Origin of the sequence: Marinobacterium sedimentorum (genome assembly GCF_024267675.1) — a bacterium.
Lineage (GTDB): Bacteria > Pseudomonadota > Gammaproteobacteria > Pseudomonadales > Balneatricaceae > Marinobacterium_A > Marinobacterium_A sedimentorum.
On sequence record NZ_JALDYX010000010.1, the window covers coordinates 83,752 to 95,551 of the forward strand.

Below are 11,800 nucleotides of genomic sequence, written 5' to 3' on the forward strand. Positions count from 1 at the left end.
AACGATAGGGTCAGGTCACGCATCACCACTTGCCATGAAATCGAAAAACCACGCTACCGCCCGCCCTGTGACGGAATGCGAGTGGCGCTGGGCGCGGGTCAGGGGAAAATAGAAGGGAGAGTGGGGTGAAGTCACCCAGACTGGCTTCCATGCTCAGCTGACGATTGTGGTGGTGCTGTTGCCGGGCGTGGGGCTCCTGTTGCCGGTGCGCCTGGCGGTGTTTTGTGGCAGGGCGCATCCGCTGCGATGCCTGCTGGCCGTCTACTGGGTACTTACAAAATGGTGACGGACTCATTGAAGTTACAACAGGGGCTGCCGGCTGTACAGGCGTTAGTATCGCCAGGCGACCAAATATCAGAACGGCTTTCATCCCCCTCAGCAGCCGACGAGCACCGGGGTTTTGCTCCGATCAGACCCGAAGGGAGTAGATCACAGCAGATCGATCAGAACGGCTCCCATCCCCTTATGAAGCCGGCGAGCACTGAGGCCATTCTGCGAATAGGCCCGAAGGGGCGATACAGGGACTGTATCGACGCCGATTAGCACATGGATGTGCCGGCTCTTCACCTTGACGGCAGTGCGCCCGCAAAATGAGTTCAGAGCGCAGCGAAAAGGCTTCGTCGGGGCACGTTTCCTTTGCGCACTTTCCCTTGTAGAAAGTCCTTGTCACGTTACAAGGAAAGTAGGTCGCCGGGAGGCGAAATACGCGCTCCACCAAAACCACATATCGACCTGTTAAATGGAGGCTTATCCAGTAGCAACCAAACCGCCATGTAGATTTGCATTGCATGAGCTGCCGAGTTACCGCTACAGCACAGCGATGTCCCGCTCTGCACCTTGACGGAAGTAGCGCCTGCACAATGAACTCAGAGCCCAGCGAGAAGGCTTCGTCGCGGGGCGCGACTCCTACGGGCACCACGTCACTACACTACAAAACTATCAGGACGGCCTTTTACACCCTCAGCAGCCGACGAGCACCGGTATTTTGCTCCGATCAGACCCGAAGGGGCGAGACAGGGACTGTCGAGCCGCAGATTAGGCACAGGATGTGCCGTTAGCTGCGTCCGGAGCAGAATTCCGGCGCGCAGTGAAGCCGCAGGCCGGCTGATGGGTGGTGCGTTTCCTTTGCCTACTTTCCTTGTCGCATAACAAGGAAAGTAGGTCGCCGGGAGGCGAAATACGCACTTCACCAAAACCACATATCGACCTGTTTATCGACAATCATTTCGATAGCCGCCAAATCACCATTTTAGATACATCTCCTTGAGGCATCGCAGGGACTGTCGAGTTGCCGCTGGAGCACAGCGATGTCCCGCTACCTTGACGGAAGTAGCGCCCGCACTCTGAACTCATAGCGCGGCGAAAAGGCTTCGTCGCGGGGCGCGATTCCTACGGCCATCGCGAAGCTTTCGCAGGGAATCAGTCTGCGCCGGTTTTATTAAATCGCTACAAAACTATCAGAGCGGCTTTCATCCCCCTTATGAAGCCGGCGAGCACTGGCGTCATTGTACGATCAGGCCCGCAGGGGCGGAGACAGGGACTGTCGAGCCGCAGATTAGGCACAGGATGTGCCGGCTCTTTACCTCGAAAGCCGGCGCCCGCCGAATGATGTCAGAGCGCAGCGAAAAGGCTTCATCGGGGGGGCCTTTCTTTGGTTACTTTCTTTGTGCGTGCAAAGAAAGTAACGCGCCCAGGAGGGCGGAAACGGTGCTATCCAATAACCACAATCGACCCGTTTACAGCCATTCATTCGACAGCAATCAGACCGTCGTTTAACAGTATTTTCTTGAGTGTAAGCAGGGACTGTCGCGCCGGCGAAATGAACTCAGAGCGAAGCGACAGGGCTTCGTCGCGGGGCGCGTCTCCTACGGCCACCGCAAGCTTTCGCAGGGAATCAGGCTGCCCCGGTATCATTAGTAAATCGCTACAGAACGATCAGAGCGGCCTTCATTCACCTTCGAGCAGAAGGAGGGCTGAACCAGTACTATCCAATAACCTCATTCCGGGCCGTTTACAGCCGTTCATTCAACAGCATCCAGACTCTGCCCAGTGAACCAACCCACTCCGTGTCTCCGTATAGCCCTCCCATGAAACCCGTAATTTTCTATGATGGCAGCTGCGGCCTGTGTCGCCGCGAGATTGCGCACTACCGTCGCCTCGATACCCAGCAACGGATTGAGTGGGTAGACATTGCCGCGCATCCGCACCGGCTGGCGTCGGTGGGGGTGGATTATCTGGATGCCATGGCGCTGTTGCATGGCCTGGACGAAGACGGACGTCTGGTTACGGGGGTGGCCAATTTCATGCTGATCTGGCAGCGGCTGCCGGGCTATCGGTGGCTGGCCAGGCTGCTGGCCTTTTTGCATCTGCTGCCAGCGCTGCAATGGGCCTATCTGCATTTTGCCCGCTGGCGTTTTAACAGGCGCATGCGCAAGGGCTGTCAACTATTGTAGGGCGGGTTATGCAACATCGATTCAGTGTGGTCACGGCGCTCAAGGCGTTCAATGTCATTCGGCAGCGCGGCGAGAAAGGCGCAGAGGGTTATGTGCTGGATGGCATCGCGGCGCGGGCCGAATATGATGGCTATACGGTATCCATGACCGATGGCCGGGTGACGCTTTATATCTATTTTCACAACAAGCACAAATTTGATTTTGAGCGCAGCGATGATCTGGACAGCTTTATGGAAACCTTAAAACGCTTGAGCGAGTGACATCCTGCTGGGGCTAAGCCAGGCGCGGCGCTACCTTATGTGTATGATCATGGGGCAGCCTGGTGAACTGGCCGTTTTCGCCACTTCAGGCCGCTTCGGTGGGACTGGCTCGCGGGTGACAATCGCCCCTGGGAAGGGGCCAGAAGAGGGACGGAAATTGCTTTGAAAACTTGGGCAAAAAGAGGTTTTTCCCCTGGCTAGAATATTTTTTCGATCTTTGCAACTATTTCTGTTTTTGGCTATTGACGCACTGCACAAAAACTCTATAATCGCGCGCCTCTAGTCGAGAGACGCCTCGCTCCAGACGGCCTTTGCCGCCCCCCGTACGTGCTCCGACCTTCTTAAATTTATCTGTAACCGACAGGACTAAAAGGCCTCATGGCACACTTGCAGCACCCATTTCACCTGGATATCGAACTCGTGGAAAAGCTTATTTACGGTGCCACTCTTATTACGATGGGCATGATGCTGGTTCGCTGAAAGGCGCTACCTCCGTGCAGCTGTACCTCTGAGTCTTCTTCGGTGTGTCACCTTTCCCTGGCGCTGCCTGTTCTGCTGCTGTTTGCGTTTTGCCTGGCTGCCGCCTGCCTGTGCCTGTCCGTTGAATGCAGCCTGGCCCGGTTTTCCGGGCTGCGCTTTGCTGGCTGACAGTTACCGGCCGCCTGTCCATTGCGTTTCGCCCACGGCTGGTGAATGCTTGCGGCATCCTGATGCTGCCAGTGAGCGCTTCGATTCATGACCCTGACAATACATATAGCCGCGGCGCTCTGGGTGCTGCTTGCAGGCCTGGTACAGCTGTTGTTGCCCAAGGGCACGGGGCGGCATCGGGCACTGGGGTGGTCCTGGATGCTGGCGATGCTTGTGGTGTCGCTGTCGTCCTTCGGAATGCCGGGCTTTGCGGATTGGCTTTATGGCTATGGCCCGATTCACCTGCTGTCGGTCTGGGTGCTGATTTGCGTCGCTGTATCGGTGGCCTCGGCCCGCTTTGGCTACATACGCCGGCACAGGGCTTTTGCGGTGGGGGCTTATCTGGGTACGGTGGGTGCCGCCCTGGGCGCACTGCTGGTGCCGGGGCGTCTGTTGCATGGGATGCTGTTCGGTTGATGGGTGCGGTGACTGGTAAATTGTGATTCGTGATTCGTGATTCGTGATTCGGTATTGGTAATGAGTTAACAGGCTTGCGCCTGCAATTCTGCTCAAGCATGTAGCTTCCCTGCTTCATCATTGGGCCTTCTGTTGAACAGATGGCCCAAGGCGAACCCCACCCGTTCTCTCGAAAGAGCGCAGCACGTCCACGCAGGTGCGCCCATTCTTTTAGGCTGAAGAGTTGTGGGGTGACCGCACATACGCATCCATGCGTGTGCGGCATGACCGCCAGGGATGGCGAAAACCTCGCCTTTCTTTGTCTAAAAGCACATTTTTATTCGACTGAAGTAGAAGATGTCTTGTTGATTGGTTAGCGTGGTGACTTTCGATCCCCAGCGAGATTCCAGGTAACGTGAGCACCTCCAATCATATCCATTTGTTGCAGCAATACCGGCAGTATGAACAGACCATCCACAGTCTGATGGAATCGATGATGACCAGCCTGAATGCGCAGGCGCTGCTGCATGACAGCAATGCCCAGCAGCAGACGGTGGATCTTCTGAGCCGTGCTTATCCGTTCGTCGAGCTGCTCTACAGCCTGGATGCCAGGGGTGTCCAGCTGATGGATTCGGCCTATGGGCCGAACGTCAGCGAGCGGCAGCGCCGTTCCCTGGGCAAGGGCAGTGACCGCAGCAAGCGCCCGTACGTGGTAGCGGCGCGCGATCAGCTGAACCGGGCCCTGGTCACCGCCCCCTACCTGTCCAGCGCCACTCATCAGCTGTCGGTCTCGGTGGTGCTGCACCTGGCCGATGACGCTGGTCATGAGCTCGGCTATCTGGTGCTCAATTTCAACCTGCAGCGCCTGATCGCCTATCTCAATGGCGACGGGCGGCGCACCCGCTTTCATCCCTGGTTTCAGGCGATCTACGGCCTGATTGGCGGCATGCTGATCCTGGTGTCTGCGTTGTTGCTCTACTCCGCGGGCGAGTCCATGTTCAGCGTGTTCGATGCGGGCAGCAACATTGCCACAGGCGCCTTTGGTATCGTGATCATGATTACGCTGGGTATGTCGATCTTCGATCTCGGCAAAACCATCCTCGAAGAGGAGGTGCTGGTGAGCAAGGATATCCACCACCACGATACAACCCGGCGCACCATTTCACGCTTCATGGCTGCGATTATTATCGCCGTTTCCATCGAGTCGCTGTTGCTGATGTTCAAGTCGCTGCTCAATGGCGGGGACGGGGGAACCCCGCTGATCAGTGCGGTCTGGATGTTGCTGGCCGCCGTTGCCATGCTGGTCGGGTTGGGAATCTACCTGCGGCTCAGTCAGGAACGCAAAGGCGACAGCGCCTGAGCCTGGCGAGGGTGCGTTCGCCGTTTTCAGTCGGGCCACCGGCGCTTGCATCCAAAAGGGTGGGCGCAGCTGCGCGGACATGCAGGACATCGTCGGGGGAAAAGGCGGTGTTTGCACTGGGCCATATGGTCAGCAGAGGGTCAGGTGATGACGCATCCCTGCTTGATGTATCAAGCCGTCGGCTTGATATGACGCACGAGGGTAACGCACGTCAGCTGGGCGCTTTCACTGCATCCGACTCAAGCCCGCCCAAAAGCGCGGAGCCAGCAAAAAGCCCGGCATGGTGGCCGGGCTTGAGTCGATAACGCGTACTGGCTGTATCAGGCCGGCGCCTTGGCGCGGGACTTGTACTCGCCGGTGCGGGTGTCGATTTCGATCCAGTCGTCGGTGTTGCAGAAGTCCGCGACCTTGATTTCAGTGCCGTTGGCGAGACGGGCGACCTTCATCACCTTGCCGGAGGTATCGCCCCGGGCGGAGCCTTCGGTGTAGGTGAGCTGGCGCACTATGTTGGTGGGCAGATCGACGGAAATGACCTTGCCTTCAAAGAAGACGGCGGCGCAGATGTCGGTCATGCCTTCAACGATAAAGGGCAGCACGCTTTCCAGATCGTCGGCGTTGAGTTCGTACTGGTTGTAGTCTTCATCCATGAACACGTAAACCGAATCGCTGGAGTAGGAGTAGGTTACGTCGACGCGATCGAGTATCACCTGCTCCATTTTGTCGTCAGCCTTGTACACGGTCTCGGTGGCCGAACCGGTCAGCAGGTTTTTCAGCTTCATTTTTACAATGGCGCTGTTACGACCCGATTTGGTGAACTCGGCTTTTTGTATCAGCCAGGGCTGGTTGTCGATCAGAGCCACACTATTGGGTTTCATTTCTTGTGCGGTTTTCATGGGAATGTCCAGGACAAGGAGTAGGTGCTATTCAAGGTCGCATCATAGCCATTTTCGAAAAAACTGCACTAGGGCCGTGGAAATATTTATCTGGGCACTTAATTGAGTACACCAGGCATCGCTATGGGCCTCCAGCTCCGGCCAGACTTGCCGCAGTGCCTGCTCGCTTTTCGCCATGTTTAGGCCGCTGTTCCAGGCGTGCCACTGTGCCTGCAGCGCGGTGCCTGCCGCCGGGCTCAGACCATGGCAGTAAAGCTTGAGAAAGGCATCGAGCTTGTCCATATGGGCGTTTTCCTGCTGTGGATAGATGTGCCAGAGCAGCGGTTTGGCGGCCCACTGGGCGCGAACAAAGGAGTCCTCACCGCGCACAACATTTAAATCACAGCTCCAGAGCAGGCGGTCATAATCCGGCTGGCTTAAAAAGGGCAGTAGCTGCACTTTTAAGGCACCACGCTGATGTTGATCGTTTAAAGATAATTGCTTTACGCCGAGCCATTCTTGCAGCTCGGCAATAATTCGACCCTGGGGCACCAGCAGCTGGGTGGGCCTGGTAGCGGCGGCCAGAGTATCCAGCCAGCTGAACAGGCTTTTGTTTTCATAGGAGAAAAGCGACACCAGGCGGCTATTTTTTTGCGCGATGACCCCCAGGGAATTTAAAAACTGCTGTCGCGCGGCCGGGTCCTGCTGAAAACGCCGGCGCTGTTCAATGAGTCCTGCTTCACGCAGGAGCCCGCCGGTATCCGGGGTGAAGCCCGGAAAGAAGAAGTATTTTTGCAGGCCGCGGGGCTGGAGCGAGGGCAGGCCGTGGCAACCGGCCACCCAGTCTTCGGCGCTGAGGTATTCCAGGTTCAGCCAGAGCGAGGGGCGTGCCCGTTGCGCCATGGCCGCTATATAAGCGTCGGGCAGCTGGCAGGCGAAGGCCTCTATCACTACATCCGCTGCCTTTACCGATGAATAGTCTGGCGCTGAAGCGCTCGGCGGCTGATCCTGTGGTGAAGGGTCCTGTTGTAGAGGGTCATGCAACCAGTGCTGCACCCGCACGCCCTGATGCAGCTGCTGGGCATCCTTGGCGTTCGCCGCGGGGCACAGGCGAGCGAAGCACTCCAGATCATCCACCCAGAGGCGCACTTCCTGATCGTGCTCGGCCACCAGTTGTCGCGCCAGGCGCCAGGTGACGCCGATATCGCCAAAGTTGTCGATAACGCTGCAAAATATGTCCCAGCTCGCGCGCATGCCGAATCCGCCGTCAAAGGCTGAAAGAATAGGCGTCATTATGCCCGATGCGCTGCTTCAGAGCTTCAGAGCTTCAGAGCGCATTGATGGGGACTTTAATGTAACTCAGGCCGTTGTCTTCCGGCGGTGGAAACTCGCCCGCACGTATATTGATTTGTACCGAGGGTAAAATGAGCTTTGGCATGGGGAGCGTCTTGTCACGGGCATTGCGCATCCGCACGAAGGCGTCTTCGCTGATGCCCTCATGGACGTGGATGTTGCTGCGCCTTTGTTCAGCAACGGTGCTTTCCCAGCAAATGGTTTCGCGCCCGTCTGGCAGATAGTCGTGGTTCAGGAAGATGCGGGTGTCTGCCGGCAGCGCAAAGACTTTCTGGATTGAGCGGTATAGCGCATGGGCGTCGCCGCCGGGGAAGTCGGCCCTGGCTGTGCCAAAGTCGGGCATGAAGAGGGTGTCGCCGACGAAAGCCGCATCACCGATAACGTGGGTCATGCAGGCCGGTGTATGCCCTGGTGTATGAATGGCTCTGGCCTCAAGCGACCCGACTTTGTAGCCTTCACCGTCCTTGAAAAGGTGGTCAAACTGGCTGCCGTCGATACGGAAGGCGGCTTCAGCGTTAAAGAGTTTGCCAAATATTCTCTGCACTTCGGTGATGTGCTCGCCAATACCGATGCGCCCGCCGAGTACTGTTTTCAGGTAGTGCGCGGCGCAAAGATGGTCGGCGTGTACATGGGTGTCGATAATCCACTCGGTTACCAGGCCCTGTGCTTTCACATAGTCGGCCAGCCTGTCGGCGGAGCGGGTCGCGGTACGGCCAGAGGCCGCATCGTAATCGAGCAGTGAGTCGATAATCGCACAGCTGCGGCTGCCAGGATCGATGACGATATGGCTGACATTGCTGGTGGCCTCATCAAAAAAGGAAGTGATTTCAGGCTTTTTCACGGGCAGATCCTTTTGAACATGAGTGGATTGCACAGCCAGCCGCTGGGCTCAGGAGCGCTGCAGCTTGCGCGTTGCAGAGGTGGCAAGCAGCATGGCGGCGACGAAAATCGCAGCCTGCCCGGGGGCTGCGCCCAGGGCCGCGATTGCAGGGCCCGGGCAGAAGCCGACCAGGCCCCAGCCAATACCGAAAAGGATGGCGCCGCCAACGAGCCTGCGGTCAATCAGCAGCCCCTCGGGCAGGAAAAAACGGGCCTCGAACAGCGGTTTTGGACGCCTGAGAACAAGGCGCAACCCGATGCCGTAGACAATAACGGCGAAGGCCATAACGAAGGCAAGAGACGGATCCCAGACGCCGAAAATATCCAGAAAGCCGATAACCTTTGCCGGATTGATCATGCCGGAAACCATCAGACCCGCGCTAAAGAGGGCGCCGGTGAGGAAGATAACGAAGAGGTGCATGACTTAATTCCCCAGGAGATGTTTGCTGACGGCGACGGTCACAATGGCGCTGGCCATAAAGAGTCCCGTTGCGACGACAGAGCGTTTTGACAGCCGTGCAACCCCGCACACGCCATGACCGGAGGTGCAGCCGTTACCCAGGGCCGTACCAAGGCCAACGATGGCACCTGCGAGTGCGAGCATGGGGATGCTGGCGCTGATCTCGATGGCCGGCATGCTGCCGGACACTGTGCGCCAGGCCAGGGGGGCTGCGACTATGCCGGCGATGAAGGCGGCGCGCCATTGCCAGTCGTTTGCCAGCGGTGGCAGCAAGCGGCTGACAATGCCACTGATGCCCATGATCTTGCCGTGGCTGGCCATAAGGAGCAGGGCGGCGGCGCCGATCAGGATGCCGCCTATGGAGGCGGCAATAAAGTTATGCATGGTCAGGCTCCTGTTTCATCCTGGCAAAAGGTGCTGTAGAGAAACGCCATGATCTGCCGGACGTCTTCGTCGACGATGGCGTAGTAAATGGTCTGGCCATCCCGGCGTGCCGCGATGGCACCCTCGCGGCGCAGTATGGCAAGCTGTTGCGACATTGCCGGCGGCTTCATGCCAACGGCGTCACAGAGCGCACCCACGGATTTTTCGCCCGCTACCAGGTGACAGAGCGTCATGAGTCGCTGTCGTGTTGACAGCAGTTTCAAAAGACCGGCGACACGATCGGCGGTCTGTTCCATCTGTTTAATTTGCATATTTCATAATATACGCAAGTATTGAAGTTGATGGCAAGCGAAATCAGTCCGGCGCCGACAAGGCCGATGCTGGCTTTGGCATGCCTGCCTTGCCTGCGCCGGGAAGTCGCCTTTTAACTGGCAGGGCAGTTAGCTGCCAGGCGCGACCTTGACCATGATGTGGGCGTAGGGCGTACCCTTCCACATCACATAGACCGGATCAGCCGGGTTTGTGGACATGCCTTCGAGCATGGCGGGATCGGGTACCACGATCATCAGGTGCGGCCCTTCCTTTACCCAGTCGTCACTGCTGGCAGGATCGGTGGCGTAGGGATCGCTGTTGCTCGAACCGGTGGCAGTTCCTTCGCCGGCCAGCATGTAGGACACACTGAGGCTGTCGGGCTTGAAATCCTTTTTACCCATCAGGGCGCCAATCATGGAATCCCATACCGGTTCGTTGCACATCGGACCTATCATCTCCTGTTGCGGATAACAGGTGTAGCTGTTAGAGCCTTCGCGCAATACCGTGCCATCGGGTGCCTTGATGGTGGCGTTGGCGGTTACGGCGGGCGGGCCTGCGCTTTGGGCGCTGGCAATCATGTCGGCTTTTTCGTCTGCCAGCGCCAGGCTGCATCCGAGCAGGCTGAGGCTGGCACAGGTACTTATGAACTTGCTGTACATGGTAATCACCTGTTGGGTTATTTTTTATCAGTGGGTACAGCGAAAACACCCGTTCAAAGTATAGGTGTGCCAGGAAGGAGAATGGCGTTGCGAAAACACGGGGGACGGCGGGTGCAAAGTTTGCGCGACCTTTGCTTGTATCTTTGGTCGCCAGCTCTTACATTGCCGTCTCTTTCTACTTACATTGCTGGCGCCTCATGAATCGACGCAAAAAAATCAATCAGATCCTCGGCAAGAAGGCCAAGAAGGCAAACTTAAAGGCGAACCCCAGCCACAAGCCGCGCTATATCTCCAAGGCCGAGCGTGAAAAGGCGCAGGAGACGGAATCTGCCGAGCTCGGAGAGGTGTCGCAGGATGCCGCTGCTGAAAACGGTGGGGCTGAAGAAGCGGGTGCGCAAGAGGGTACTGTTAAAGACGCCGGCGCTGAAGGCTAAAAGCCAGGGTAGTTTCTTTGAGTAGTTTCAATGCCCCGTCTGGCATAGGGCGGGCTGAGCCCGAGCCCTGTCTGGCAGGGCCCGCCGCGCTTGAAGCTTTGATACGACGAATCAGTTAGACGGCCTTTCTGAGTTTGAGTGCATTCACCGCACAGTCGCCGGTGTGGCGCACGTGTTCCAGCATGATCTCGCCGGCTTTCACGCTGTCTTTCGCCTGCAGGGCATCAAGCAGTGTCTGGTGTTCCTGTACCGATTCCTCCCAGCGATCTTCAGTGCCTATCGCCATGTAGCGGCCGCGGCTGGCACGCATTAGCAGCTGTTCGTGCAGGCTGGTGAGGGTGCTGTTGCGGGACATCGCAATGATCATGCGATGAATGTCCTGGTTGAGCTCGAAATAGTTGTGCCGGTCGCCGGCGCTGTACAGGGATTCCAGACGGGTCTGCATCTGCGCCAGCTTTTTCAGTTCGCTGTCGGTGGCGCGGCTCGCCGCCAGTTCCGCTGCCATGCGCTCGAGCCCGCCGATGAGCTCGAACAGTTCGGCGAATTCTTCCGGTGTCAGGACCGCCACGCGGGCGCCACGGTTGGGCTCAATGGACACCAGGCCTTCGGAGTGCAATACCTTGAGGGCTTCGCGCAGCGGGGTGCGGGAGATTTCCAGCTGTTCGCAGAGGGCGCTTTCGTCGATACGCTCGCCTTCGGGCAGCTCGCCCTCGATAATCATCGAGCGCAGGTGATCGGAAATTTCCTCATGCAGCGAGCGTCGTTTCATCGACGTCTTTTTACGGGTCAGGTTGCTAGTGGTCATGTCAGCCATCTCTTGTTTTGGCCTTTGGCAAGCCGGCGGGTCCGTGTCTGCCAGGGGCTGCAGCATCAGGCAGCGCAGTCTGCGCTGTCAGCCAGTATCAGGAATACATAATTATAGCGACTTCGGTGCCGGAAAGCAGCGTGAAGCGGGGATCTTGCGGCAGGAAGTTCAGGCGCGGGGATGACCGAACGGCGGTGAGAGAGGCGTTTTGAGGCCTTCTAGCCCAGGGCGGCAAAGGCGAGTTTGAGAGTACCGGTGGTCACCAGCAACAGCGCCAGGCCTGCGGCGTAACAGACGGCAAAGCCACGCCAGTTCGACGCTGTCTTTTGGCTGCCAGCCGGCCGCGGCATGTTTATTTGGGTGTTGTTTGGGATCTTCGTTGAGGTGCTCATGGCGATGGACCTTTGGTTTGCTGTCTGTTTTAGCGCTGTTTGTTTAAAAAAAACCGCCAGCCCAGGCGTAGAGGGGCTGACGGGTGCTTAGTAA

Annotated in this window: 14 protein-coding genes; 5 read left to right on the top strand and 9 right to left on the bottom strand. The window is 57.7% G+C overall.

What is annotated here, in order from left to right; genetic code table 11:
* Window positions 1–2,087: 2,087 nt before the first annotated feature.
* The 4 genes from MRS74_RS11050 to MRS74_RS11065 all read left to right on the top strand — a co-directional run bounded on the left by MRS74_RS11050 (window position 2,088) and on the right by MRS74_RS11065 (window position 5,156).
* Window positions 2,088–2,453, top strand: coding sequence for a thiol-disulfide oxidoreductase DCC family protein (locus tag MRS74_RS11050; protein WP_254580346.1), 366 nt, complete (start codon window positions 2,088–2,090; stop codon window positions 2,451–2,453).
* Between the two features lie 8 nt (window positions 2,454–2,461).
* On the top strand, window positions 2,462–2,713 hold the full coding sequence (locus MRS74_RS11055; RefSeq protein WP_254580347.1) for a DUF3081 family protein: 252 nt from the start codon (window positions 2,462–2,464) through the stop codon (window positions 2,711–2,713).
* Window positions 2,714–3,448: 735 nt separating this feature from the next.
* Window positions 3,449–3,817 (top strand): DUF2306 domain-containing protein, encoded by a 369-nt coding sequence (locus MRS74_RS11060; RefSeq protein ID WP_254580348.1) that lies wholly within the window; start codon window positions 3,449–3,451, stop codon window positions 3,815–3,817.
* Between the two features lie 394 nt (window positions 3,818–4,211).
* Window positions 4,212–5,156, top strand: a complete 945-nt coding sequence (locus MRS74_RS11065) for a PDC sensor domain-containing protein (protein WP_254580349.1) — start codon at window positions 4,212–4,214, stop codon at window positions 5,154–5,156.
* A gap of 320 nt (window positions 5,157–5,476) precedes the next feature.
* Here the strand turns inward: MRS74_RS11065 and efp are convergent, their stop codons facing one another.
* The 7 genes from efp to MRS74_RS11100 form a co-directional block, all read right to left on the bottom strand.
* Entirely contained in the window at window positions 5,477–6,049 is a 573-nt protein-coding gene (efp, locus tag MRS74_RS11070) for an elongation factor P (protein ID WP_254580350.1), read from the bottom strand.
* 42 nt (window positions 6,050–6,091) lie between these two features.
* Window positions 6,092–7,282: an elongation factor P maturation arginine rhamnosyltransferase EarP gene (earP, locus tag MRS74_RS11075; protein WP_254580351.1), complete on the bottom strand. Its 1,191-nt coding sequence runs from the start codon at window positions 7,280–7,282 to the stop codon at window positions 6,092–6,094.
* A gap of 73 nt (window positions 7,283–7,355) precedes the next feature.
* Entirely contained in the window at window positions 7,356–8,222 is an 867-nt protein-coding gene (locus MRS74_RS11080; RefSeq protein WP_254580352.1) for an MBL fold metallo-hydrolase, read from the bottom strand.
* A 48-nt stretch (window positions 8,223–8,270) separates the two neighbouring features.
* Window positions 8,271–8,681, bottom strand: coding sequence for a DUF6691 family protein (locus MRS74_RS11085; protein ID WP_254580353.1), 411 nt, complete (start codon window positions 8,679–8,681; stop codon window positions 8,271–8,273).
* Between the two features lie 3 nt (window positions 8,682–8,684).
* Window positions 8,685–9,104 (bottom strand): YeeE/YedE family protein, encoded by a 420-nt coding sequence (locus MRS74_RS11090; protein WP_254580354.1) that lies wholly within the window; start codon window positions 9,102–9,104, stop codon window positions 8,685–8,687.
* Between the two features lie 2 nt (window positions 9,105–9,106).
* Window positions 9,107–9,400: an ArsR/SmtB family transcription factor gene (locus MRS74_RS11095; RefSeq protein ID WP_254580355.1), complete on the bottom strand. Its 294-nt coding sequence runs from the start codon at window positions 9,398–9,400 to the stop codon at window positions 9,107–9,109.
* Between the two features lie 144 nt (window positions 9,401–9,544).
* Window positions 9,545–10,075: a hypothetical protein gene (locus MRS74_RS11100; protein WP_254580356.1), complete on the bottom strand. Its 531-nt coding sequence runs from the start codon at window positions 10,073–10,075 to the stop codon at window positions 9,545–9,547.
* 197 nt (window positions 10,076–10,272) lie between these two features.
* Between MRS74_RS11100 and MRS74_RS11105 the strand changes: the two genes are divergently transcribed.
* Window positions 10,273–10,509, top strand: coding sequence for a DUF2986 domain-containing protein (locus MRS74_RS11105; RefSeq protein WP_254580357.1), 237 nt, complete (start codon window positions 10,273–10,275; stop codon window positions 10,507–10,509).
* Between the two features lie 115 nt (window positions 10,510–10,624).
* On the opposite strand, the gene MRS74_RS11110 is transcribed toward MRS74_RS11105, so the two are convergent.
* Together MRS74_RS11110 and MRS74_RS11115 are read right to left on the bottom strand one after the other, a co-directional pair.
* Window positions 10,625–11,314: a GntR family transcriptional regulator gene (locus tag MRS74_RS11110; RefSeq protein WP_254580358.1), complete on the bottom strand. Its 690-nt coding sequence runs from the start codon at window positions 11,312–11,314 to the stop codon at window positions 10,625–10,627.
* A gap of 218 nt (window positions 11,315–11,532) precedes the next feature.
* The gene (locus MRS74_RS11115) at window positions 11,533–11,706 is read right to left on the bottom strand and encodes a hypothetical protein (RefSeq protein WP_254580359.1); all 174 of its coding nucleotides are present in this window, start codon (window positions 11,704–11,706) and stop codon (window positions 11,533–11,535) included.
* Between the last annotated feature and the right edge of the window lie 94 nt (window positions 11,707–11,800).

Bases quoted from the DNA above. Each gene is read 5' to 3' on its own strand.
- MRS74_RS11085 (WP_254580353.1), bottom strand. From the start codon at position 8,681: ATGCACCTCTTCGTTATCTTCCTCACCGGCGCCCTCTTTAGCGCGGGT.
- MRS74_RS11060 (WP_254580348.1), top strand. From the start codon at position 3,449: ATGACCCTGACAATACATATAGCCGCGGCGCTCTGGGTGCTGCTTGCA.
- earP (WP_254580351.1), bottom strand. From the start codon at position 7,282: ATGCGCGCGAGCTGGGACATATTTTGCAGCGTTATCGACAACTTTGGC.
- MRS74_RS11090 (WP_254580354.1), bottom strand. From the start codon at position 9,104: ATGCATAACTTTATTGCCGCCTCCATAGGCGGCATCCTGATCGGCGCC.
- MRS74_RS11115 (WP_254580359.1), bottom strand. From the start codon at position 11,706: ATGAGCACCTCAACGAAGATCCCAAACAACACCCAAATAAACATGCCG.
- MRS74_RS11110 (WP_254580358.1), bottom strand. From the start codon at position 11,314: ATGACCACTAGCAACCTGACCCGTAAAAAGACGTCGATGAAACGACGC.
- MRS74_RS11095 (WP_254580355.1), bottom strand. From the start codon at position 9,400: ATGGAACAGACCGCCGATCGTGTCGCCGGTCTTTTGAAACTGCTGTCA.
- efp (WP_254580350.1), bottom strand. From the start codon at position 6,049: ATGAAAACCGCACAAGAAATGAAACCCAATAGTGTGGCTCTGATCGAC.
- MRS74_RS11100 (WP_254580356.1), bottom strand. From the start codon at position 10,075: ATGTACAGCAAGTTCATAAGTACCTGTGCCAGCCTCAGCCTGCTCGGA.
- MRS74_RS11050 (WP_254580346.1), top strand. From the start codon at position 2,088: ATGAAACCCGTAATTTTCTATGATGGCAGCTGCGGCCTGTGTCGCCGC.
- MRS74_RS11055 (WP_254580347.1), top strand. From the start codon at position 2,462: ATGCAACATCGATTCAGTGTGGTCACGGCGCTCAAGGCGTTCAATGTC.
- MRS74_RS11105 (WP_254580357.1), top strand. From the start codon at position 10,273: ATGAATCGACGCAAAAAAATCAATCAGATCCTCGGCAAGAAGGCCAAG.